The sequence below is a fragment of the Arthrobacter sp. ZBG10 genome, from assembly GCF_001238605.1.
Lineage (GTDB): Bacteria > Actinomycetota > Actinomycetes > Actinomycetales > Micrococcaceae > Arthrobacter.
Genome location: NZ_LFQH01000001.1, coordinates 17,184 through 40,075 on the forward strand (window position 1 = coordinate 17,184; position 22,892 = coordinate 40,075).

The window sequence follows — 22,892 nt, forward strand, 5'->3', positions numbered from 1 at the left end:
GAAGGACGGAACCGATGACGATCTCCGCGAACCACACGGCACAGGACCAGGACCGGACTGCAGCGGTCGAGGATGCCCTCACAGAGGCAGTTACGAAGTTCGGCATCACCGCCGAGGACTACATGCTTCCGGCACGGCACCAGATCGAGATGGTGGACCCGGACGGCAGGCTAAAGTCCCGGGCGGAACAGGGCGCCGAACCCGGGCATGAGTACCCTGTTCCCGGCGATGACGAACTGTTGGCTGCGTACGAGCATCTCGTCGTCGGACGCCGGGTCAACGACCAGAACTCTGCCCTTGTCCGGCAGGGCCGGATGGCCGTCTACCCGTCCAGCCACGGCCAGGAGGCCTGCCAGGTGGCGGCTGCCCTGTGCCTCTCCAAGAGTGACTGGATGTTCCCGACTTACCGCGACGCCGTCGCCGTGATGACCCGTGGCGTGGATCCCGTTCAGGTGATGACCATCTTCCGGGGTGACTGGCACAGTGGGTACGATCCGCTCCAGCACAACGTGGGCATCCAGTGCACGCCACTGACCACGCAGCTCCTGCACGGGGTGGGCGTGGCGCACGCCGCAAAACTGCGGGGCGAGGACACCGTGGTGCTGGCCATGTGCGGCGATGGCGCCACCAGTGAAGGCGACTTCCATGAGGCGCTTAACTTCGCCGCTGTCTTCCACCTGCCCGTCATTTTCTTTGTCCAGAACAATAAGTACGCCATCTCCGTGCCGCTGGCCCACCAGTCTGTGGCGCCGTCTCTTGCGCACAAGGCCGTTGGCTACGGTATGGCCGGCGAACGCGTGGACGGAAACGATGTGGTTGCCCTCCTAGCCGTCCTTGACCGCGCTGTGAAGCTCGCCCGTGAAGGGTCCGGCCCACTGCTGGTGGAAGCCAACACCTATCGGATGCAGGCCCACACCAATGCCGACGACGACACCCGCTACCGCGAAAGCAGCGAGGTTGCCGAGTGGCGGGCCAAGGACCCGGTGAACCGGATGCGCGCCTACCTCATAGACCGCGGCCTGCTGGACGACGACGGCGAGGTCCGGATCCGCGAACATGCGGAGGCTGTTGCCTCGCAGTTGAGGGAAGGTCTCAGCGAGGACGTGCCCGTGGACCCGCAGGAACTCTTCCGCCACGTGTTCGCCCGGCAGACCCCGCAACTGAAGGAACAGTCAGCCCTGCTGGCCGACGAACTCGCCCGGGACGCTGCAGCCCAGAACTCCGCAGACCAGGAGGCCGGCAAGTGAGCCCCACCATCACCACCTCATCCGAGGCCAATGGCAACGTCAGCGTCGCAACGGCCAGGGCAGCTGCGTCCGCTGCTGCCTCTGCAGAAGCCGCCGGTCCGCAGCCAGTCACGATGGCCAAGGCCCTCAACACCGCGCTGTCCGATGCCATGCATGCAGATTCCTCTGTTCTGGTGTTCGGCGAGGACGTGGGAATGCTGGGCGGCGTCTTCCGCATCACGGATGGGCTCACCGCCACGTTCGGCGAGCAGCGGTGCTTCGATACTCCGCTTGCCGAATCAGGCATCGTTGGCATGGCCGTGGGTATGGCGATCAACGGGATGCGCCCGGTGATCGAGATGCAGTTTGACGCGTTTGCATACCCGGCGTTCGAGCAGATCATCAGCCACGTGGCCAAGATGCACAACCGCACGAAGGGTGCGGTGAAGCTGCCTTTGGTGATCCGCATCCCGTACGGCGGAGGCATCGGGGGAGTGGAGCACCACTGTGACTCCTCCGAGGCGTACTACGCCCACACCGCCGGCCTGAAGGTTTACACCCCGGCCACGGTGGCGGACGGCTACACGATGCTTCGCGAAGCCATCGACTCGGATGACCCCGTCATCTTCATGGAACCCAAGAAGATGTACTGGACCAAGGACACCGTTGACCTGGCCGACCTCCGCTCCCAGCACAAGGCCAACGCGGCGGCCGGCACCTCGTCCGAGGGGCGTGCCGCCGTCGCCCGCCCAGGCACAGACGCAACATTGATCGCCTACGGCCCTTCAGTCCCAACCGCTCTTGCCGCCGCCGAAGCTGCTGCACTGGAAGGGAGGTCCCTCGAGGTCATCGACGTCCGCTCGATTGTCCCGTTCGACGACGAGACCGTCAGCGCCTCCGTCCGCAAGACCGGCCGTGCCGTGGTGATCGCCGAAGCCCACGGTTTCGCCTCCGTGTCCTCCGAACTTGTGGCGCGGGTCCAGGAACGCTGTTTCCACCACCTGGCTGCGCCCATCCGACGGGTAACCGGATTCGATGTTCCTTACCCCGCTCCGAAGCTGGAGCACTACTACCTGCCCGGCGTGGACCGCATCCTCGACGCCGTTGACGACCTCCAGTGGGAGAACTGACCATGAGCGAAACCAAAGTCTTCCTGCTCCCCGACCTCGGTGAAGGCCTCACCGAAGCCGAACTGGTGAACTGGCTCGTTGCGGTGGGGGATGAGATCCGTGTGGACCAGCCCATCGCCGAGGTGGAAACCGCCAAGTCTATGGTCGAGGTGCCGTCGCCCTACGCCGGCACGGTGGCAGTGCTCCACGGGAAGCCGGGGGAGACCCTGGATGTGGGCAAGCCGCTGATTTCCGTGACGCCCATCGGAGTTACGCAAGTTTCGGTCGTAAAACCGGAAGAAACCGAGTTGGGCGATGCTGCGGTTGAGCCTTCCGGGACACCCGCCGAGGCGGAGGCAGAGGTTTACCGGGAAGAAGAAAAGGCGGGATCAGGCAACGTCCTGATCGGCTACGGCACTCCCGGTGGCAGCGGAACGGCTCGCCGCACCCGGCCGCGAAAGCTGTCCCTCGTTGAACCCGGGGGTGCCGAGTCCAGTGCCGCGGACACTGCGCCGGACAAAGCCCGCGCGCTCACGGAAAAGGCCGTGGATGACTTGGTGCTGCTCCGCACCCGAGTGCCGGGCAAGCTCGGCGCGGTGATTTCTCCGCTGGTCCGGCGCATGGCGAAAGAACATGGCGTGGACCTCGGCGCCGTGCAGGGGACCGGCGACAGCGGCATCATCATGCGGAAGGATGTTGAAGCTGTCATCACCAAGCCCCCGGTAGCTGTTGAAGCGCCGCCTGAACCGGAGCCCGCGCAACGCCGAGGCGCTTCCGCCGACAGCAGGACCGGGCTCGGAATTGTGTCCCGAACGCCGATGCGGGGCGTGCGGAAAGCCGTCGCGGCCAACATGGCGCGCAGCCGGTCCGAGATCCCGGAAGCCACCGTCTGGGTTGACGTGGACGCCACCGCCCTGGTGGAACTCCGCGCCGAATTGAAAAAAGGCGGCGGGCACGCGCCCGGCCTTCTGGCATTCATTGCCCGGTTTGCGGTGGCCGGGTTGAAAAAGTACTCGGAGCTCAACACCCGCATTGAAACAACCGGTGACGGCGCCCAGGAGATCGTTGCCTTTGAGGGAATCAACCTAGGGTTCGCTGCTCAGACGGATCGCGGGCTGGTGGTTCCCTCGGTCCGTGCCGCAGAAAAACTGACGGCCCGCGAGCTGGATACGGAAATCCGGCGGCTCACCGACGTCGCCCGGCAAGGCAAGGCAACACCCTCCGAGCTGGGCAGTGGGACCTTCACGCTCAACAACTACGGTGTGTTCGGCGTGGACGGGTCCGCGGCAATCATCAACCATCCCGAGGTGGCGATCCTTGGCGTGGGCCGCATCATCGACAAGCCATGGGTGGTTGACGGTGAGCTCGCGGTACGTAAGGTGACAGAGCTGACGCTGACCTTTGACCACCGTGTATGCGACGGCGGAACGGCCGGCGGTTTCCTGCGCTTCGTCGCGGACGCCATCGAGAACCCTGGGGCAGTGTTGGCCGACATCTGACGCTGTACTGGTGGCCCAGTTGGTTCGGCCATCCGGGCTGCTGGTATCTGCGACGGCGGGAGTTGCTGCCATTAACTCCGGAGGGGCCTCTCCGCGTGCTCAAAGCACTGGACGCTGGCAACGAGGGTGCAGCCGGCGTCGGACTTCTGGTAGCGGGTCACGTGGTTCGTTGTCTTCGCGCAGAAGGCGCAGAAGCTCTGATGTTGTTTTGTCCCCATAGGCAGATAGTACCTGTCGGAAAGTTTCCGGACGGTAAACATTTCCGTTCGCATCCGGTACCCGGTCCTCTTGAGCCGTCACCGGATGGTGAGCCTGGCAGATCCCTCCGCGCGCAGGTTGAGAGACGTCAGGATGGCCGCGAGCTGGTATTGACCCGCCGGCAGGCCGGTGAGTTCGGGATTGTTACGGAAGGCAGGTAGTTCAACCCGCTGACCGGGACCAAGCTCCGGAATCGGAGGAGCCATTCCGTGGACAAACGAGCCGTCGCCGATGCGCTGGCCATGCAGGTCAAGCACTAGGCCCTGGACGTGGGAATCGTCCTCTTCCACGGGTTCCCGGTGGATGTCGGATTCATTCACCAGGACAACCGTAATGTTAGGAGAGCCGCCGCAGGCCATGGAGAACTCCGGCCTTGACCACCCGAGCCGCAGACCCTGCCGGCGTACCTCCTGGACAGGAAGAGGACGGAAAACAGCCGGCGACGTGATTTGGTTCCCTGTCTCATGCCGGGACAGCTGCACCAGGACCCAGCGGCCCGGTTCCTCGGTGGAGGGAGCGCCGAGGATTATTACTTCTTCAGACCAGTCGGACCTCGACGTGTACAGGACGCGCCAGCCCTTCAGCGGAAGGTGTTCCCGCCTCCGCGGGGCCAGGCTGCCGTTGGGGAACCAGTCAGCTATTGCGTCCTGCCAGGAGACGCCTGGCTTTTCGAGGAGGGAAGTTGTGACGTCCCAGTTGCCTAGTTGGACGTACTGACTCTCCGACGCCGTAGCCTCTTGTTTCCCCATGCTCCTCATTCTGCCGCAGGGCCGGGGATATGTGTGTCCCGCCACTGGGTCGAGGTTTCCGGCGGCGGCCGCGTTCCGCCGTCGTACCCGCTCCGCCTCCCGGAAACTCCAAGGCTCCATGGTTAGAATCGACGCCAGACGAACGCAACCTGATTTGCCGGAGGTACGGAGAAACAATGTCGGAATGGCTCGAAGTCGGCGCGGACAACTATGTGCTGGTCACCGAAGGATCCCTGCTGAACACCGGACTGATTGTGGGATCCGAGCGGGCCATGGTGATCGACACCGGCTGCGGGCCGCGGCAGGGTCGGGAGATCCTGGACGCGGTCCGGGAGAAGACCCAACTGCCGCTCGTCGTTGTCAACACCCACGCCCATTACGACCATTTTTTCGGAAACGCGGTGTTCGCGGCAGAGGGCGTTACCGAATTCTGGGCGCATGAGAACTGCGCCAAGGAGATCGACGAACGCGGAGACCTGCAGCGCCGTTTCGTGGGCACCCTGGAACCGGAAATGGCCAGTGGCGAGGGTGCCAATGTGGAACTCGTGGTGCCCAACGCCATTGTCCGCGACCAGCCGGTGCTGGTGGACCTCGGCGGGACCACGGCCACCCTCTTCTACCTGGGCCGTGGCCACACCGACGGCGACCTCCTGGTAGGCACGTCCACCACCCTCTACGTGGGCGACCTCGTGGAGCAGGGCGCGCACCCGTCCTTCGAGGATGCTTTTCCCGAGGAATGGGCCGATTCCCTGCGCCACATCTCTGCGCTGCGTTTGCGCTACGAATTTCTGATCCCCGGCCACGGGCAGCCCTGCAGCGACCAGTTCGTGAAAACCATGGCCAACACCATGACCACGGCCGTGCGCCAGGCAACCCAGTCCATCAGGGATACCCCGTCCGACGCCACCAAGGCCATCCCCGTGCTGCCCTACGGCCCGGAACAGTCGCGCTGGTTCATCAAGCGATTGCAGGAAATCCGCCGCGAGTCCTGAAGGCTGGGGTCCATCCCCTGGTACGGGTGCCCGTGACCTACCCAGCCATTTCCTTGACACGATTTGTCAATCCTCAGGGTGCATGGTTAAGTCGCAACAGAGAAAGCACCCTTACTAGTGGAGATTCACGTGGCTTTATCCGACTACGCCTTGGCCCTGTTCGCTCTGCTCGGGACGCTACTGGTGCCGTTCGTTATCCTTCATCAGATGCTGCGGCTCAAGCGCCGTGCCGTCCGCGTCTCCAGTCCACTCGACTACAGAGGTAACCGCCGTTAGTCATGCCGTACGTTGACATTAATCCGCATAAACGCCGCCCACGCTGGGTGTCGTACACGACCTTGGCCGTCCTGCTTGTCCTTACTGCGGCAGTCGTAGCGGCAGCCCTTTTCCGTCCCTAAAGTTCCTGCCGCCCCAAACCACTTAGACTTACTCACTGAACCAAGTGCTGCAGTAATTCTTGCCGAACGTTTTGGGGGACCAGACATGCCCGATCCGGCGGATCAGAACGCACGCGCCCATGTAGAACATGCAGGGCAGCCGTCGCCGCGCCGTCGCCGAGACCTCCGTCGCGGCAACAGCAAGCCAACGGATGCCCGGACAGGAACCATGCCAGCCGCCACACCGGACCCCGCAAGCCAAGCCAACTCCAAGCCGCAAAGCAGGCGGACCTCATGGGCGGAAGCGGCAGCAGCAGCCGACGCGGCCAAACCGTCCACCACTGTGCCGGCGCCAACCCGCCGACCAGCATCTGCTGGGTTTGTTGAACCGACCATCACCACTGCAACTCCCGGTGAAGCCGACGAGGCCAACGCGGCTCGACCAGAGACCCCCTCGTTCCGCCGTGCCCGGCCGACCGTGGCGGAGACCATTGCCGGCAGCCCTATGCCAGACTTCATCAGCTCGCCGGGCCTCTTCGTCAAAGAGCAGAAGCCCCGGCCCGTGGGTGGAGTGCGGGGCGCAATCTATGCGATGACGGGTGGATCCTGGAACCTGGGTCCCGGATCAAAACAGCGCCAGGAAGATGAGCTGGCCAAGCGGATCTCCCGCCAGCTGCAGGGCAGCTACAACACGGCTGTCCTCAGCCTCAAGGGCGGCATCGGCAAAACGTCCACCACAGTTGGGGTCGGGCTGACACTGGCGGAATACCGGGGCGACGCGCCCTGTGCCATCGACGCCAATCCCGATTCCGGCGACTTGGTGGAGCGAGCCCTGGGTGAGGGCCTCTACCAGCAGTCCAGCCCCCGGACCATCTCTGATCTGCTGGAAAACATCGATTCAGTGGATTCCCTGACATCGCTGGCTAGGTATATGCATCACGCCGGCAGGCTGCACCTGATCGCCGGGGAACAGGATCCGGAGGTCTCGGATTCCCTAACTGCCGAGGAGTACCTGCAGATCAGGAAGCTCATTTCCAATTACTACTCCGTTGCGCTGACCGACTGCGGAACGGGCGTTACGCACAACGCGATGAGCGGCATTCTGCAGTCCGCCGACAACCTGGTGATCGCTGCAGGGTACGCGGTCAGCGGCGCCAAGCGCGCACGCAGCACCCTCCACTGGCTGGCCAGCCACGGCTACGCGGAACTCGCCAGGAATGCCATCGTGGTGATCACCGATAAGGACGAAGTGTCGTCCCGCGTGGACAAGGACGCCATAGAAGAACACCTCGCAGGAATCTGCCGAGAACTCATCGCCGTACCGCACGACCGCGGAGTGGCTGACGGCGACCTGGTCACTTTGGATGTCCTGAAGCCGGAAACGAAGCGCGCGTACAAGGAGATCGCAGCTGCGATTGTGGATGGCTACCGATAGACTCCCGCCGTTAGGTTCCTGTGCTGGTGAATAACGGGATTTATCCGATACCAGATGGGGTTAGCCTCTGTTGGTGGACACCTGTAGTAGCGGGATCCTTGGATCTGCGGGAATTTGTTCTTGTGAGCACGACACGACGTAAATTCACTCCGGAGTAGCGGCGGGAGCCTGCGCGCCTTGTGATTGATACGGGCAGGCCGTTCGCGCCCGTGGCCCGTGAATTGGGCTTGGGCGAGCAGTTGCTGGGCCGGTGGGTGGCCCGGGAACGGGCAAGGCTGGAAGCTCCTGAGGTGTCCGCGGCAGCCGAGGCGGGGGACTCTGAGTTGGAGGGTTTGGCGCCGAGAGAACGCGCAGTTGCGGATGGATAACGAGTTCCTGGGAAAAGCCGCAGCCTTCTTCGTTTCCAAGCAGCAGAGTCGGAATACTTCGAGCTGATGGAGGCGGAGAAGGCTAGGCCCTCGGATCCAGGCCGGGCTGGCCCGGAACGGGACCGGCGTTGACCGGAAGACAGTGGCCTCCTCGATGCGCTGGCAGGGCCTGGATGGTGCTAGGTGATGCGTGGGCCTGCCTGCATGACTATCCAGCCGTTCATTCCGGCTGCGCTGCGTCGCCAGGTCAATACCACCCTGTAATTAGCTGCTTTTATTGTCGTGATCGTGCGGGTACCGGACTTGACCGTGATGGTGTTAGCCCCGTTGACCGCGCCGCGGGATACAACCTCATAGGTCAGTCCACCCGTCAGCATTGACCCGTCTGAGGGTAGATTGATCGACCTCGGTGCCGTCAGAAGCGTTTCGAATGACTGGATGCTGGGTGCGCCTAACTCGACGGTCGCGTCCGTGTCGCCTAAGTCGTTGGAGTACATGCCGTTGCTGTAGGCGTCGACTTTGATCATTTCTGCAGCTTGTTGTGTGGCCGCGTTCGTCAGCTTCCAGCCGTCATTGATGCTAAGGCTGTCAATCAGTACGCGATTATTGCGCGAGCCTGCGATGAGATAGGCGTTGGTGTTTGTGCCCTGTCCGGCTTCAAGTTTGCCTATTTTGACATAGGACTGGTCGCCCCCAGCTCCAACCCGCATGAGAGTTACGTCGCCGGACGTGGGCGCGATTGTGTTGAACGTGGACTTGATCCGGAGATGCCCGAAAGTAACGAAGGCCTGTGTGAGGACGTCGATTAGCACTTGTGGCTTTGTGTAGATGGCCCGTTCTAGTTTGAGTGAACTAAATATCACATTCGAGGTGGCGGCGATCTCGAAGAGTTTGGGTCCGCGAACGGCCCAGATGATTTCAAGAGGGCCGAACTCGAGGTTATGTCCACGGATGATGAACAGAGGACCGACCATCTGATTTGCTTCGACAAAGATTCGCCCGAACTTGTTGTTCGGACCGTCATTGATTACTCCGGCCCAGTTGATGGCGCCGCCGGTCATGAGTTTATTGAAGTAAAGGTCTTCCCAGGTGCCTCCCCAGGGGACTACCTGGCCCGGAACGGTCTGCTGGCCGTAGAAGCCGTTGTAAAAGAACAGTTCGTAGAGCCGGAACTGGTACGCCATGGCAACGAACCTGAGACTTACGGCATTCGTGTTCGTCGCCGGCTGATCTTTGAGCCAGCGAAGGGTCATCATCCCTATTGACCACATGCGGAAACCAGCGGTGTTTGGTGCTTCCAAGCCCACACCCATGTTGAAGATGGGCACGTTGTCGGTGACCTGGAGGATGGTTGTGGCGGCCCGTCCCATTCCCCGCAGGCCCCAGCCTTCGGTGCCAGGGAAGTTTATCGGGGCACTTATCCGGTATTCGGCATCTGGGAGTACGCCCATCTTCTTGTTCGCAGCCAAGAAGTTAACGTACGTCTGAAATCGTATTGTTTCATCGGTGCCGTCGCCCAAGAGCCCGAAGTCGCGAGCGTTGACTTCTGCTTTGCTGGCGTAGGTACCGGACAGGTCCGGGAGGAGCGCGCGGGGTATCTTGGATTGCGCGTCTAGAGGTGCCACCCCTAAGGGGGCGCCCTTCTCGGCTAGAGGCACGTACCTAGTGGGCGACGGCGACACATCGAGGGAAGCAGCTTGGGCCTTGGAGCCTCCGAAAGCTGAAACAATTGACGCCCCAGTGAACGCCGTCACCAACGTGCCAAAACGGAGTAGCTGGCGCCGCCCAACGCCCGTTAGGCCCTTCTCTTGATCCGGGTTCCCAGTCTCGCTGGCCATAACACGACCCCAACTTCCGATAGCTCCTAAAACGTCTCTAGAAGCTATTGACCGGAAACTGAACGCACCACAGTGGAGGCTACGCGCATTGTTAAGCGGCATCACCTACCCGACGATGATTCGTACTCAGTTCGCCGATTGGCTTCGGACCGCGGCGACGGGCATCTGCTATAGGCGCTATGGAAAAGTTGAATGTTGCCGAGTCCGTTTTGGCTCCGGTGTGGGTGGTGGGCCAGTTTTTTGCGTTTGCCGGGTGGCCGTGGGAGGGGATTCCGCTTCCCCGAATACGTGCCGGTCCTGGCGGCAGGCGATAAGTGCGAAGCATATGATCAACGCCAACGCATAGGCTGTGCCCTTGTCCTCCGTTGGGGCGACGAAAAACAGCCGGCCAACGGTTATGCAGGCAAAGACTCGGATGACCGTTCCGCCGAGGCGCAGCTCGCCTGGTCCTCGTGTTTCCAATGAGAGCCTCCACAGCTGCCACAGGACGGCGAGCAACATTGCTGTGCCTATGATTCCGAATTTCGCGAAAATCAGCAGTGGGCTATCTACTTTGAGGTCGCCTTCGGTGAGCCCGCTGACTGAAGGGTAACGGTGCCCGAACCCTTGGCCGAGAATCGGGAAGTTGAGGAACATGTCGGTTGTGATCTTGTATGCGCGTGCGCGTTCGACGTAGCTGCCATCGCTTTCGATTCCCTGGCTGGAACCAAGAAGCTCGCCGATGCCCGCAAACCTGCGGAGGATCCGGTCGCCATCTGGGAGTGCTTGGAATATGTAAGGGAGCGCCCACAATGCCGTGGCGCATGCCACGACTCCGGCCAGTACTGTTTTTGTTAGCGGCAACCTGCCGACCTTCTGGGCTCCCAGAACACCTATGATGCCGAGCGCGAAGACGACCATGCTACGGCTACCTGATGCGATGTAGACCAGAGGTATGGCTATCGCAAGGAATCCCCAGCCGGTGCGGGCGATCCCACTGCGGGAGTTGACGGCCAGGACAAGGGCTATGGCGAATACCGCGAACCCTAGAAAAGAGCTGGAGAGCAGGATACGGTCTAGCCCACCGATGGCACTGCCGCGCCGCGCCAGCCACCAGACGGCCCAGCTTGACGCCGCAACCACGCCCACGACCGCGACGAGCGGTTTTAATCTCTTGAACGTCCCGCCAATGGCGGCGTCAACGCCGATAATAGGAGCAGCGGCGAGCAGGGCGTAGGTGAATGCATCCTGCCCGATGAGGGTCAGCGGGTTTCCTTGAATGGCGCCCACGAACGCTGCAATCGTAGTCAGCAGCCCGAGCAGTCCTGAGGTGGCAAGCGCTGGCCGGATCAGCCTTTGCCAAGCCTCGTCCTTCTCGGCGAGGATTCTCTGCAGACCAACGACGACGAGGAGCGCGATGAGTGCCGCGTATCCGATCTTAGTCGCTCCGAGTCCCGACGTCCCGCCCATGGCGACGAGTCCGCCTATGACAAACAGGGCCAAACGCCCAACTGGTTTGGTGGCTACAGCGATCACGACAGCCCCTGCTAGCGCCAGCCCGAGGTAGGAGGGCGCCAGCACCGCGGCTGCGACAAGTATGCCTGTAACTCCTAGGCCTACGGCTAGCCACTTGACGGAGAAATCGCCCATGGAAAACTCACCCATCGTTCAAGACCCCCCTTTGATGGGTCAGGGCAAGTCTACTGATGCGGAAGCCCTGCTAGCCTACTTGGCTACCCAGCCGGTGGCATCGGCCTTGGCTTGATAGGGCGAAGGTGGTGGCTCCGGAACCCCTACAACCGCTGGAAATTTGATCTTTTCTGTCCGGGCTGCACGTTCTACACTGGGGCGCGGACGTTCATGATGCCGCCGCCCGGGGCGCCGAATGCGTTGCCAAGGGCGACATGGCGGCAGGGTCAAGGTTGGCGCACCGGCCCGTGCAATGCAGTGCGGGAGCGTGGCTGACAGCTGTGCCCGGCTGTTGCATGCCGACCACAGCACCCGCGCTGATCTTGACCCAATTCGGCACCCTTCCTCAATAGAACCCTGAGCTTCGCCCCATAGCTTGACGTCATCACCAATCGGACGGAGCAGGGCATGGACATCACCGAATACGCAATGGCACTGGGCGGCATGCTGGGTTCCCTCGGAGTGATGGCCCTGCTGGCCGTCGGCGTAATCCGGGCCAAGTCCCGCCACTGACGGCCCGGACCTCATCAGCACCAGCGGGTCCCGACGGCGCACAAGATAGCGCGTCAATCGGCCAGCCCCCGGGGTGTTGAGCGGATCTTGACGCAACCTTGAGTGCAGCTGCAGCACTACCTTGAAGTTGCCCCGGCAGGCTGGACGGATGCTCTCACATATCCGGGCCGGAGGCCTGACCCTTTCCTGCGCCGCGCTCCTTGTTGCCGGGACCGTCTTCTCCTCCACAGCAGCCAGCGCGGCGCAGCCCGCGCCCGCCCCGGCCACCGGCGCCCCCGCCGCGCAGCCGGGAGCCACCCGGGCCGCAGGCAACCTCGGCTCCGTCTCCGCACTCCCCGGCCAGGCCGCCCAGCTGCTCACCATCCCGGTTCCCGCCGGCCTGCAGCCCACCCGCGTCACCGGCACCATCGAAGTTCCCAGCCAGACTCCCGGGACCATCCGCGTCACCGCCCGGGGCCGGGTCCTGCTCGAAGCCCCCGCCGCTGCAGCCCTCGCCCTGGACGCACCGCTCACCCCGGCAGACGTCTCCGGGAATGAGGTGGTCCTGGGCCTGGAATATCTGCCCGCCGTCCGTGACGTCTGCACCGCCGCCGGCTCCGGCGCCACCCTCAGCAACGTGGCCCTCGCCACCGCAGGAACCGAAACGCTCCCCACCACGGTGGCCGGCTTCCTTGCCCCGTCCGTTCCCGCCGTGTTCATCCCGGTGCCGGCCGATCCGGCGTCGGACGTCTCCGCCGCGATCCTTTCCGCTTCCGCCGCCGTGACCCACCGCTACCCCAACGCCGCCGTCACCGTGCTCCCCGCCGCAGACCTCGCAGCCGCCGCCGCCGACGCGCCCAGCGGATCCCGCATCATCACCATCACCGCCGGAACCGGTGCCGCCGGAACCACCCTGACCACCGAAGCCGGCCGCCCCGCCCTGGCCATCAGCGGCTCCGGCGAGGAACTCCGCACCGCAGCCCAGGCGCTGGCCAGCCCCCAGGCAGCCCTGGCCGACTCCGGCACCGTCACCGGCATGACGGCCGCCGCACCCGCCGCCGCCGGACCCGAACAGACCCTGGCCGATCTTGGCGCCACCGGCATCCGGCTGGCCGGCTACGGAACGCAGGAAGCCTACCTGGGGATCAGCCAGTCCCAGTTCGGCGGCCCCGTCTCCGCGTGGACCGCGCAGATCCGCGGCACCCACACCGCCATCCCCACCGGCGGCCAGGCCAGCCTGTCCGTGTACTGGAACGACTACCTGCTCAGCTCCCAGACCCTGGACGGCGACACCTTCGACATCACCGCCGCCGTGCCTGCCGGCCAGATCCAGGCCCGCAACGGCCTGCGCCTGCGCCTCACCGCGCTGCCCGCCGGCGGCGACTGCTCCGGCCCAGCCGGCCTGCTCCCCATGGAACTGACAGTGGACACCACGGGCAGCAAACTCACCGGCGAGCGGGGCCACTCCGTCAAGCCCGGCTTCGCCCGCTTCCCCCAGGTGCTGGGCGGCAGCCTTCCCGTAGCGTTCGACGGCGGCGCCTCACCACAGGAGAACACCGTCAACGCCGCGGCACTCACCGCGGCCCTGCAGCGCGACTCCTCCACGCTCCTGGACATCAGCCTCACCGACCCCGCCGCGCTCCTCGACTCCAGCAACTCCGGGCTCCTGGTGGGCGCCACCGCCGCAACCGCGGAGAAGGCCGCCGCCCCGCTCCGGCTCGCCGAATTCCGCACCGTGGCCGCCCGGGACATCGAATTCGGCGTGGGCACCAGCGCCCCCTACGGCGTGCTGGAGGCCTTCGAGCACAACGGCCGCAACCTGCTGCTCCTGGGCGGCTGGGCCCCCGGCGCCGCCCAGTCCGGCACCCCCACCGGCACCCTCCAGGCCGGCCTGGCATCCTTTGTCCAGCAACAGGACGGCGGCTGGAGCGCCCTCTCCCGGAACCTGCTGGTCACCCAGACCACCGGCGCCCCGGTGCTGCTGGAGACCAACGCCGTCACGCCCCAAGCCGAAGTGACGGACGGGTACCGGCCACTGGCGCTGTGGATTGCCGCCGCCGCAGGCATCCTGGCGCTGACTTTCCTGGGCCGCATCCTGCTCCGCCGCCGGCACCGTCGGCAGGCAGCTGCGTTCGCCGATGCCAAGGCGGCCCAGGCCGTCGAGGCGGCAGAGCCCACCCATGGCAGCTGACCTTCTGGCGGCTGACCGCCAGGCGGAACCTGCCATCGCGGGGGAGCGGGCAGCGCGCCACCTCAGGTGGTGGGCCGCACTCGGCGAACCGGTCCGCGGCCGCCACGTCCCCGGCACCGCCGTCATCGCCGTGACCGCCGCGGCCATTGGCTTCCTGGCCTGCCTGTACACCACCGGCAACGGCAGCAACCTGGACTACTCGGACGCGCAAAGCCACCTCACCATCGCCCGCCGCGTCTTCGACAGCAAATCCCCGGGCTTCGAGCAGCTGGGCACCGTCTGGCTGCCCGTGCCGCACCTGCTGCTGATGCCCTTTGTGGTGAACCTGTGGATGTTCAGCAGCGGCTGGGGTGCCGGCCTGCTGGGCATCCTGGCTCTTGCCGCCACTGCCTCGGGCCTGTACCGGATCGCGGCGCGCCTGGGCTACGGCCGGTCCGGCCGCCTTGCTGCGGTCCTGGTGCTCCTGGCCAACCCGGCCATCCTATACACCTACACCACCGCCCTGACCGAGCCCGTGCTGCTGATGTGCCTGGTGGCCGGCATGGCCGGGCTGGCGCACTGGGCCACCAGCCGCCGCCGGATGAGCGCCGGGGAACTGGCTGTTTTCGCCGGCATCCCCTCCGGCGCCGCGGTCCTGTCCCGCTACGAAGGCTGGGCCCTGGTCCTCACGGGCACCATTTTTGTCCTGGTGGCGGAAATGCGCCGCTCCGGGCAATGGCGGGAGGCCGTCACCATGGCCGCCGGCTACGCGATGGTGCCTGCCGCCGCCGTGCTCTGGTGGCTCTCCTACAACTGGGCCATCTACGGCAGCCCGCTGGAGTTTATGTTCGGCCAGTACTCCGCCTACGCCCAGCAGAAAAACATCACCGACGGCGGCCTGTTGCCCACCAAGGGCAACCTGGGCCTGACCCTGTGGACCTTCCACTGGTCCCTGCTGGAAACGATGGGGATCGCGGTCCTCGCCGCAGCTGCCTGCGGCGCCGTGGTGGTGGTGTTCCGCCGGGGCCTGGCCACCAGCACCCTGCTCATCGCCGTGACCGGAAGCGCCTACGCGTTCGCCCTGGTGAGCCTGTTCCTGGGGCAAACCGCCATCAACAACGACCATTCCCTCCCCAGCACCTGGTGGAACAACCGCTTCGCCCTCACCGCGCTTCCGTTGGTGGCGGTCCTGGTGGCGGCCTTTGTGCACCAGGTGACCCGGCGCCGTCGGACGCGTCCCTGGCTTGCCGGCGCGCTCCTCCTGGCCCTCGCCCTGCAAAACGCGTGGTGGCTGCAGGACCCCACCGGCCGGCTGGCCATCCTGGCGGAAGGGAACATGTCCCACGTGTCCAACACCCACTCGTTCGCCGCCGCCCGCTGGCTGAAGGCGCATTACACCGGTGGCGGGATCCTGATGGATGAGAGCGCCCGCGGCAACGCCGTGCTGCCCACCATGGGCATCCCGCTGCACAACATCTACAACAGGGCCTCCGGGGACCACTTTGCCCCGGCCCTGGCGGACCCTGCCCGCTACGCGGAATGGGTGTTCGTCAATGTGGAAGCCGGCGCGGGGCCGCAGGATTCCGGCTTCACGGACCTGGCCTACGAGGCCATCAGCGCCGACCCCACCTTCAATTCCCGGTACTCCGTGGTGTTTTCCAGCCCCACCCACCGGATCTACGAAAGGTCCACGGACTGATGCCCCGCCACGCAGCACCTTCAGTTGACCGGCCCACTGACCTTTCCGGCATGGGCCCCCAGTCCCTGGCACTGGGCCAGACCCTGCTCGAGGCGGGGCTGATCACCGCGGCCCAGCTGGACCGCGCGCTCCACCGCGCCCGCACGGAAGGCGGCCTCCTGGGCCGGCACATCATCCTGGAAACGGGCCTGAACCGGCGGCACGTGTACCAGGTCCTGGCCGAGCAGTGGGACGCACCGCTGGTGGACCTGGTGGCGCACCCGTCTGACGACGCCCTGCTGGAACAGCTGCACTTCGATGAGGTCTCCGAACCCGGCTGGCTGCCGTGGCACCTGGCGGACGGCGTCCTGACCGTGGCCACCGCCGTCAAACCCACCGAGGACATCCGGCAGGCTGCCCTGCGCATCACCGGCGCGGAGAACGTGGAGTTCCGGACCACCACGGACTGGGACATCAACCACTCCATCCAGCGGGCCTTCCGCAACCACCTGCTCTACGAATCCGCGGAGCGGCTGGCTGAGGAACAGCCCAACGACTCCGCCCGGACCGCCCTGAACCGCTGGCAGCGCTGGCTCCCGGCGGTGCTGCTGTCAGTTTTCCTGACCGGGCTGGTGCTGGCGCCGCAGCTGACGGCCATTGTGCTGCTCACGGCCGTCAACGTGGTGTTCCTGGTGAGCATCGGCTTCAAAAGCGTGGCCAGCCTCCGCCAGCCGTTCGACTACCTGCACGACCGCGCGGCCGCCAAGGCCCAGGCCCGCGAACTCCTGCAGCGGGGGCTGCCCCCGGCGGAAGCCGAGCGGATAGCCGACGGCGACCTTCCCGTCTACACCATCCTGATCCCGGTGTTCCGCGAGGCCAACATCATCGACAAGCTCCTCACCAACCTGGGGCAGCTGGACTACCCGCGCTCCAAACTGGACGTCCTGGTGCTGCTGGAGGAGGACGACACCGAGACCATCGAGGCCGCGAAACGGTCCCGGCCGCCCGAATACGTCCGGATCCTGGTGGTGCCCCGCGGCGACCCGCAGACCAAGCCGCGGGCCTGCAACTACGGGCTCACCTTCGCGCGGGGCGAGTACGTGGTGATTTACGACGCCGAGGACCGCCCCGACCCGGGGCAGTTGCGGGCCGCGATTGCCGCCTTCCGCCAGGACGCCTTCGAACGGCGCTACCTGGAAACCTCCAAGAAGCCGCTGATCTGCGTGCAGGCCGCACTGAACTACTTCAACGCGGACCAGAACGTCCTCACCCGGCTGTTCACCATCGAGTACACCCACTGGTTTGATTCCATGCTGCCCGGCCTTGACCGGTCCGGGATTCCGCTGCCGCTGGGCGGGACATCCAACCACTTCGACACCCGGCTGCTGAAGCTCGTAGGGGCCTGGGACCCGTGGAACGTCACCGAGGACGCCGACCTGGGGCTCCGCGCCGCCGTGGAAGGCTACCGGGTGGGCGTCATCAACTCCACCACCTGGGAGGAAGCCTGCTCCCAGGTTCCGGCCTGGATCAAACAACGCACCCGCTGGATCAAGGGCTACATGATCACCGCCGCCGTCAACACCCGTAACTCCATCCGCTACGTCCGGCGCACCGGGGTGCCCGGCGCCGTCGGCTTCCTGGGCCTGATCCTGGGCACACCCCTGGCTTTCCTGGCCTACCCGCTGGTCCTCGGGTTCACCATCGTCACGTACGTGGGCTACAACTTTGTGGGCCTGGTGCTGCCGCAGTGGCTGCTGTGGGGAGGAGTGGTGTCCATGCTGTTCGGCAACCTGCTGATGATCCTGGTGTCCGGCATCGCCACCTGGCGCCGGCACGGCTGGCGCATCGCCATCTTCGCCCTGCTCAACCCCGCGTACTGGGTGCTGCACGCGGTGGCCGCCTGGCGCGCCGCCTGGCAGATGCTCACCAGTCCGCACAAGTGGGAGAAGACCCCGCACGGGCTTGAAGCCGAGTACCACGACGACGGCCGGTGGTCCGCATGAGCGCCTGCCTGCCGGTCCTGGACCCGGCCTGCCTGCGCGAACTGGGCGAGGAACTGGGCGACCCCGCCGGGGCTGCTGCCTTCCTGGACGGGTACCGCGAGCTGCTGCCGGTCCGCATGGACAGCATCAGCTGTGCCGTCGCGGCGCAGGACTTCGAGGCGGCCATGGACAGGGTTCTGAGCCTGAAAGTCACCTCCACCATGGTGGGTGCCCGGCAGCTGGCCGGCCTGTCCACCGAGCTGGAACACCTGGTGCGGGCGGAGAGCTGGGCCGCGGCCGGTGCGGCCATGCACGGCCTGGCCCGGGCAGTGGCGGCGCTGACCCCGGTGCTGACGTAGGGGAAGCCTGCCCTGTTTGTGGTGCCCGCGGACGCAGGAAACGGGCGGTGGGTCAGAGGGGCAAACCGGATCGCTACAGGACTAACGTCCCGGATTGCCCCTCTGGGTGGTGGGGAGGTCCTTGAGGACCCCTTCCGCCACGCTGCGGACGTGCAGGTTGCGATGGCGGGAGGCGCTGGCAAGCTTGCTGAAGGCGTCCGGGTAGGAACACCGCGTCTGGGCCATGATCACCCCGCACGCCACATCGATGGATTTCCGGGCTTCCAGGACTGCCTTGAGGTTGTCCCCGGCAGCCCGGATCCCGTGGACTTCGATGGCAAGTTTGAGGCTCTGCGACGCAACGGCGGCGAACCGGTGGGCTTCCGTCACCACTTCCGGGGAGAACTGGAATCCTGCAGGGCCCAGGAGTGTCAGGGCGCAGGATGAGTTTTCGTCCAGCCGGACGGGGACGGCCAGGGATCCGCCGTACGTTCCCACCACCACGGACCCGGCAGAACCAAGCGCGTCCGCCATGGGCCCGCCGTCTTCCAACGCCGCGAGAGTTGCGGCCCGTCGGTTGTTGGCTGAGATCATGGCGGGGCGCCGGTCCCGGTTCAGTGTGGCGGCGCAGTCGATCTCGACGCCGGCCAGTCCGCTGATGGCGTGCGCCGCAGCTTGGGTGAGTTTCCGCAGGGAGTCCTGGACGGTCTCGGTGCCGGTCAGCAGGTCCAGCAGGTACGCGGCATGGGCCGCAGGCATGGTGAGGATCTCCGCCTGGGGTTCGGCGTCAGCCACTACCCGCAGGGCCCGCTCTTTGACAATTGCCGGCCGAACTCCCATTTTCCTGCCCCCGATTTCACGATTTTTCAAACCACGGATGCGGCTAAACCCTCCAGCAAAACTTAGCTGCGGGCCCGGAGCCCCCACACGAGTAGTGAGTACTCGAGTTTTCTGCGGGACGCCACGGCAAGTACCCGGGCCACTACCCGGATCCTGCGGCCCGGCCACGTAAAATGAGGTAAACCCGCAGGTCAGGAAGGTCCACCGCTGTATGTCACCCGATACACCCGACATCTCAACTCCCGGCCCAGCACCGGAGCGCCGCAGCCTGCGCGGCTTTGTCCTTCCGGCTGTCGCGTTTGTGGTGGCCGCAGGGATCGGGACGACCAGCATTGTCTCCGGGATCAACGCCCGGGACGAGGCCGAAAAGGCTGCCGGGCCCACTCTGCCCGTGTGTGTGGCGCCGGACCGCGCCGGCCTGGTGCCGGCGTCGGGCGCTTTATTCGGTGTGAACCTGGACCTGCACAACAAACCCCTGGCCCAGTACGCCGCGGACCTGGGCCACAAGCCGGCCGTCAGCGTCTCCTTCGCCGGCTTCCCCTACACCGCCCAGGAGAAGATGGATCTGGCCCACGCCGCGGACCAGATCCGCGCGGACGGGCAGATGATGCTGCTGACCCTGGAGCCCATGAACGGCCTGGGCGCCGTCACGGATGAGGCGGTGGCGGCGCTCGCCGATGACCTGGCCGCCTTCAACGCGGACGGTGTGCCGGTTATTGTCCGCTTCGCGCACGAGATGAACGGCTCCTGGTACCCCTGGGCGCAGCAGCCCCTGGCCTACAAGGCGGCGTTCACCAGGATGGCGGACGCCGTCCATAAGGTGGCGCCGGCCTCCGCCATGATGTGGGCGCCCAACTATGCCGGCGGCTACCCCTTTGCCGGCGGCACGTTCGAGGCCAGGCCCGGGACCCGGGAGTTCGACGCCCTGGACACGGACGACGACGGCGCCCTCACCATGGCGGACGATTCCTACGCACCGTATTACCCCGGCGACGCTGCGGTGGACTGGGTGGGCATGTCCCTGTACCACTGGGGCGCCACCTACCCGTGGGGCGAAAACGAACTGCCCGAGCCCAATAAGTTCACGGACCAGCTCAGCGGCACCTACGTGGGGGCCAACGGCGACGACAGCCTGCTCCCGGACTTCTATGCTGTATACGGGACGGAGCACGGCAAGCCCGTGGCCATCCCGGAAACTGCTGCCCTGTACGCGCCGGCCGCCGGTGGGGCCGCGGAAATGGACATCAAAAAAGCGTGGTGGGAACAGCTGTTCAACCCCGCACTGGCCACCGCATACCCGCAGTTGAAGATGATCAACTGGTTCGAATGGGACAAGACCGAGGTGGAGGTCAACGGCAGGGTGGACTGGACGGTGACCAACACCCCGGCCGTTCGCGAGGCATTCACCGCAGCGCTGCCGGATTGGCTCAGCTACGGGCCGGCCGGGTCCTGCCGCCCGGCGGACTGAGCCTGGCCTTTAGTCGGCCCTACTCGTCCAAGGGGCTCATTCCACTGCCGCAGCCACCGGGGCGCGGTGGAATTGCGGTGCACCATAGGACGCGCGTTTACCGACTACCTAGCCACATGACGCCACTCTAAAGATGCGGCCTGCTTCTTGGGTGCTGCCCGCCGTAGGCTATGGGCATCCATCGCATATAGGAGGCACCCATGCGCACGGCAGAACCGTTGACTGAAACCGAGCAACTCCACCGTCTTTTAGAAAATCTCATGACCCATTTGGCCAAGGGCCGGGAGTGGGCCACGCCGGGTGTGCAGGCAGCCCTGCAAAGAACGGTGGCCGGGCTGGATGCCGGCATTGAAACTGCGTCCCCTCGCCTCCAGATGGTTTTGCGCCGTCTCGCTGACGATATGGCCGGTGGTGTGGAAACACTTACGCCACGGGTCCAGGAACAATTGCGGCGGGTTGGGCCGCAAGCTGCGGCTGAGATCGTGGCGCCGGTTCGGGCTGGGCGGTCGGCATTGATGAAGTGGGGGAGTTGGACTGCCGCACTGGTGGTCATGGCCGGGGCCGGTGTGCTCATATGGCGATCGTTGTGGCCATCCGAGAAAGAGCCATCGTCGGTGGCTGTGCCAACCAACGACGGCACGGATGTTGATGCTGACCCTGATCTAGCCGCGGGCCGGATGTAGGTGCAGCGACGGGGAACGTTCAGCCTGTGGATCCTGCGCGGTGGTTGATTCCGGCTTAGTTAACTGAGCCCTGCGACTTCTGTGCAAGGGAAAGGCCACGGCCGGGAAATCGAACGATTCCCCAGCCGTGGCCCAATGGTAACCTCGGGCGGGGTGTTAGCTGTGCACTCCCGAGCTGGCGGAACCGATCTGTATCTTAGAGCCCGTAGGCAAGGCTCCCAGAGCCTGCTCCAAGACAATCTCGACCATCACCACAGCGACGCTTGACGAGGACTTGAAGACCTTGTGCAGCGTGACTTTGCCGAGTCCGGCCACTTGAACCACGGTGTTTGGGGCAACGGAGGCGTTGATGGAGGCCAGCCCCTTGATTTTCAGGTTCGTGAACGTCGAAGTATCGGTGAGGGTCACGGTACCGCCGGCAGTGGCTCTGCTGGCGGAGGTTTCGGCTTTGATCGCGTCAGCCGTGATCAGACCTCCCAGGACGTTCAGGCCCGCCAGCGTGTTGATCACAGTGACTTTGGGTGCGGGCGTGAGCGTTGCGTTGGTGTTGGTGGTGGCGGCACCCGCTGTCAGGACCCCGGGAATGCTGGCTCCTGCGACATTCGCAGTGCTGGTTCCGCCTGCACATTTCACTTCCGCGTATGCTGTTGCACCGGATTTCACCAGGCCGCTAAGCAGTGATGCTTTGGTGCTGAATCCATTACCTGTGAAGTAGCCGGCTTGCGGCGGCGTGAGTTTGGCGGCACTGACGCCAAGCCGGATATCCGTACCGATGTTGAGTCCGGGCAGGCCGGCTTTGAGGATCTGCACCCGTATGGCGGTCGTGGCGACCTGATAGGTGCCGTTGACGAGTCTCTTTTCCTGGCCGTTGAGCGTGACCTTGCCGAGGGAGCCAAGCAGCGGATCTTTGAGGTCGATGACAGTGTTTGGGGCCGGGCTGGCCTTGACGGCTATGCCCAGCACTTTAAGGTCGGCGATCGTTGTCTCGTTGGTTCCCGAGTACGCGCCCGTTGTGCTCTTATCCGCGGTGCTCTTGGAGGTGATGGTGCCGGCGCTGATCAGTCCACCCAGCAAGGTGGCCCCGGCAATTGTCGAGTTCGCTTCGGTCCGCTTTCCCGTGGCGGTCAGGAGCGTTTTGATGTTTGTTTGGGCGGCACCAACCGACCCGACCAGCGGGACGTTGGTGGCCGCGACGTTGTTGGAGGACGTTTTGCCGGTTGCTGCGGTGCACGAAATTGTTGAGGAGGCCGTAGGGCCTGAGACCAGGGATTTGTCGGCATTGACAATGTAGGACCCGTAGGCCGAGCTTGAGAACCCCGTTTGAACCTGCGCAGGCGTAGGATCGGCCGCTTGCGCGGCGAGGGGACCCGCAGCCACAAGCGTCAGGGCTCCCATAAGAGCAATTAGTGTTCGTTTCAAGTTTTCCCCCCAGGGAACTTTATACACAGATCTTTTATCGTGTGGTGCTCATAAAATACCTTTGGTATTCCCTTTCTTCAAGGTAACCGCGGTTTTATTCAGGGGAATTCATCGCCTTCGAAACTGGTTGCTTAGCGTCGACTTTCTGGACGGAGCCGGACCACATTCAAACGGGGTCTTTCAAGCGGACTGATCCCGGGGAACCGAGCCGCAGGTGTGCCAGCCCTAGTTTTCGCTGTTTTCGAATTCCGTGTCCAGCTCCTCCTGGCGGAATTCGGTTTCGGGGTCCGATTCGCCGTTGGT

17 protein-coding genes are annotated in these 22,892 nt (G+C 64.8%); 12 read left to right on the forward strand and 5 right to left on the reverse strand.

The window, feature by feature from the left end; all coding sequences use genetic code 11:
• Window positions 1–14 precede the first annotated feature (14 nt).
• The 3 genes from ACU18_RS00065 to ACU18_RS00075 are packed head-to-tail and all read left to right on the forward strand — an operon-like array spanning window position 15 to window position 3,834.
• Complete coding sequence (locus tag ACU18_RS00065; protein WP_050683479.1) at window positions 15–1,247, forward strand: thiamine pyrophosphate-dependent dehydrogenase E1 component subunit alpha; 1,233 nt, start codon at window positions 15–17, stop codon at window positions 1,245–1,247.
• Window positions 1,244–2,356 carry an alpha-ketoacid dehydrogenase subunit beta gene (locus ACU18_RS00070; RefSeq protein ID WP_050683480.1) on the forward strand — a complete coding sequence of 371 codons (1,113 nt, stop codon included), beginning with the start codon at window positions 1,244–1,246 and terminating at the stop codon, window positions 2,354–2,356. The genes ACU18_RS00065 and ACU18_RS00070 overlap by 4 nt, the downstream gene beginning before the upstream one ends.
• Before the next feature lie 2 nt (window positions 2,357–2,358).
• A complete protein-coding gene (locus ACU18_RS00075) occupies window positions 2,359–3,834 on the forward strand; it encodes a dihydrolipoamide acetyltransferase family protein (RefSeq protein WP_050683481.1) in 1,476 nt (491 codons plus the stop codon).
• Between the two features lie 296 nt (window positions 3,835–4,130).
• On the opposite strand, the gene ACU18_RS00085 is transcribed toward ACU18_RS00075, so the two are convergent.
• On the reverse strand, window positions 4,131–4,841 hold the full coding sequence (locus tag ACU18_RS00085; RefSeq protein ID WP_050683483.1) for a hypothetical protein: 711 nt from the start codon (window positions 4,839–4,841) through the stop codon (window positions 4,131–4,133).
• 176 nt (window positions 4,842–5,017) lie between these two features.
• Here ACU18_RS00085 and ACU18_RS00090 point away from each other — a divergent pair, with 176 nt between their 5' ends.
• The 3 genes from ACU18_RS00090 to ACU18_RS20395 all read left to right on the forward strand — a co-directional run bounded on the left by ACU18_RS00090 (window position 5,018) and on the right by ACU18_RS20395 (window position 8,013).
• Window positions 5,018–5,833: an MBL fold metallo-hydrolase gene (locus ACU18_RS00090; RefSeq protein WP_050683484.1), complete on the forward strand. Its 816-nt coding sequence runs from the start codon at window positions 5,018–5,020 to the stop codon at window positions 5,831–5,833.
• A gap of 606 nt (window positions 5,834–6,439) precedes the next feature.
• Complete coding sequence (locus tag ACU18_RS00095) at window positions 6,440–7,645, forward strand: MinD/ParA family ATP-binding protein (protein WP_157407481.1); 1,206 nt, start codon at window positions 6,440–6,442, stop codon at window positions 7,643–7,645.
• Window positions 7,646–7,824: 179 nt separating this feature from the next.
• Complete coding sequence (locus tag ACU18_RS20395; RefSeq protein ID WP_157407483.1) at window positions 7,825–8,013, forward strand: hypothetical protein; 189 nt, start codon at window positions 7,825–7,827, stop codon at window positions 8,011–8,013.
• Window positions 8,014–8,192: 179 nt separating this feature from the next.
• Here the strand turns inward: ACU18_RS20395 and ACU18_RS00100 are convergent, their stop codons facing one another.
• A complete protein-coding gene (locus tag ACU18_RS00100; protein WP_050683486.1) occupies window positions 8,193–9,851 on the reverse strand; it encodes a hypothetical protein in 1,659 nt (552 codons plus the stop codon).
• 177 nt (window positions 9,852–10,028) lie between these two features.
• A complete protein-coding gene (locus ACU18_RS00105; RefSeq protein ID WP_050683487.1) occupies window positions 10,029–11,495 on the reverse strand; it encodes an O-antigen ligase family protein in 1,467 nt (488 codons plus the stop codon).
• A 685-nt stretch (window positions 11,496–12,180) separates the two neighbouring features.
• Between ACU18_RS00105 and ACU18_RS00110 the strand changes: the two genes are divergently transcribed.
• From ACU18_RS00110 to ACU18_RS00125, 4 genes are read left to right on the forward strand one after another with little or no spacing between them, the layout of a single operon-like run.
• Window positions 12,181–14,202, forward strand: coding sequence for a cellulose biosynthesis cyclic di-GMP-binding regulatory protein BcsB (locus ACU18_RS00110; protein ID WP_050683488.1), 2,022 nt, complete (start codon window positions 12,181–12,183; stop codon window positions 14,200–14,202).
• The gene (locus ACU18_RS00115) at window positions 14,192–15,880 is read left to right on the forward strand and encodes an ArnT family glycosyltransferase (protein ID WP_050683489.1); all 1,689 of its coding nucleotides are present in this window, start codon (window positions 14,192–14,194) and stop codon (window positions 15,878–15,880) included. Before ACU18_RS00110 ends, ACU18_RS00115 begins: the two co-directional genes overlap by 11 nt.
• On the forward strand, window positions 15,880–17,862 hold the full coding sequence (locus ACU18_RS00120) for a glycosyltransferase family 2 protein (protein WP_050683490.1): 1,983 nt from the start codon (window positions 15,880–15,882) through the stop codon (window positions 17,860–17,862). The genes ACU18_RS00115 and ACU18_RS00120 overlap by 1 nt, the downstream gene beginning before the upstream one ends.
• Window positions 17,859–18,200: an Hpt domain-containing protein gene (locus ACU18_RS00125; RefSeq protein WP_157407485.1), complete on the forward strand. Its 342-nt coding sequence runs from the start codon at window positions 17,859–17,861 to the stop codon at window positions 18,198–18,200. The genes ACU18_RS00120 and ACU18_RS00125 overlap by 4 nt, the downstream gene beginning before the upstream one ends.
• A gap of 81 nt (window positions 18,201–18,281) precedes the next feature.
• Here ACU18_RS00125 and ACU18_RS00130 read toward each other — a convergent pair whose 3' ends face one another.
• A complete protein-coding gene (locus ACU18_RS00130; RefSeq protein WP_231685960.1) occupies window positions 18,282–19,019 on the reverse strand; it encodes an ANTAR domain-containing protein in 738 nt (245 codons plus the stop codon).
• A 211-nt stretch (window positions 19,020–19,230) separates the two neighbouring features.
• Here ACU18_RS00130 and ACU18_RS00135 point away from each other — a divergent pair, with 211 nt between their 5' ends.
• Together ACU18_RS00135 and ACU18_RS00140 are read left to right on the forward strand one after the other, a co-directional pair.
• A complete protein-coding gene (locus ACU18_RS00135; RefSeq protein ID WP_082178080.1) occupies window positions 19,231–20,487 on the forward strand; it encodes a glycoside hydrolase family 26 protein in 1,257 nt (418 codons plus the stop codon).
• Window positions 20,488–20,687: 200 nt separating this feature from the next.
• A complete protein-coding gene (locus ACU18_RS00140) occupies window positions 20,688–21,170 on the forward strand; it encodes a hypothetical protein (protein WP_050683492.1) in 483 nt (160 codons plus the stop codon).
• A gap of 156 nt (window positions 21,171–21,326) precedes the next feature.
• Here ACU18_RS00140 and ACU18_RS00145 read toward each other — a convergent pair whose 3' ends face one another.
• Entirely contained in the window at window positions 21,327–22,616 is a 1,290-nt protein-coding gene (locus tag ACU18_RS00145) for a choice-of-anchor P family protein (RefSeq protein ID WP_157407487.1), read from the reverse strand.
• Between the last annotated feature and the right edge of the window lie 276 nt (window positions 22,617–22,892).

What these genes read in the sequence shown, in the direction of transcription:
- ACU18_RS00065 (WP_050683479.1), top strand. Translation starts at nt 15, where the DNA reads ATGACGATCTCCGCGAACCACACGGCACAGGACCAGGACCGGACTGCA.
- ACU18_RS00075 (WP_050683481.1), top strand. Translation starts at nt 2,359, where the DNA reads ATGAGCGAAACCAAAGTCTTCCTGCTCCCCGACCTCGGTGAAGGCCTC.
- ACU18_RS00085 (WP_050683483.1), bottom strand. Translation starts at nt 4,841, where the DNA reads ATGGGGAAACAAGAGGCTACGGCGTCGGAGAGTCAGTACGTCCAACTA.
- ACU18_RS00090 (WP_050683484.1), top strand. Translation starts at nt 5,018, where the DNA reads ATGTCGGAATGGCTCGAAGTCGGCGCGGACAACTATGTGCTGGTCACC.
- ACU18_RS00095 (WP_157407481.1), top strand. Translation starts at nt 6,440, where the DNA reads ATGCCAGCCGCCACACCGGACCCCGCAAGCCAAGCCAACTCCAAGCCG.
- ACU18_RS00100 (WP_050683486.1), bottom strand. Translation starts at nt 9,851, where the DNA reads ATGGCCAGCGAGACTGGGAACCCGGATCAAGAGAAGGGCCTAACGGGC.
- ACU18_RS00105 (WP_050683487.1), bottom strand. Translation starts at nt 11,495, where the DNA reads ATGGGTGAGTTTTCCATGGGCGATTTCTCCGTCAAGTGGCTAGCCGTA.
- ACU18_RS00110 (WP_050683488.1), top strand. Translation starts at nt 12,181, where the DNA reads ATGCTCTCACATATCCGGGCCGGAGGCCTGACCCTTTCCTGCGCCGCG.
- ACU18_RS00115 (WP_050683489.1), top strand. Translation starts at nt 14,192, where the DNA reads ATGGCAGCTGACCTTCTGGCGGCTGACCGCCAGGCGGAACCTGCCATC.
- ACU18_RS00120 (WP_050683490.1), top strand. Translation starts at nt 15,880, where the DNA reads ATGCCCCGCCACGCAGCACCTTCAGTTGACCGGCCCACTGACCTTTCC.
- ACU18_RS00125 (WP_157407485.1), top strand. Translation starts at nt 17,859, where the DNA reads ATGAGCGCCTGCCTGCCGGTCCTGGACCCGGCCTGCCTGCGCGAACTG.
- ACU18_RS00130 (WP_231685960.1), bottom strand. Translation starts at nt 19,019, where the DNA reads ATGGGAGTTCGGCCGGCAATTGTCAAAGAGCGGGCCCTGCGGGTAGTG.
- ACU18_RS00135 (WP_082178080.1), top strand. Translation starts at nt 19,231, where the DNA reads ATGTCACCCGATACACCCGACATCTCAACTCCCGGCCCAGCACCGGAG.
- ACU18_RS00140 (WP_050683492.1), top strand. Translation starts at nt 20,688, where the DNA reads ATGCGCACGGCAGAACCGTTGACTGAAACCGAGCAACTCCACCGTCTT.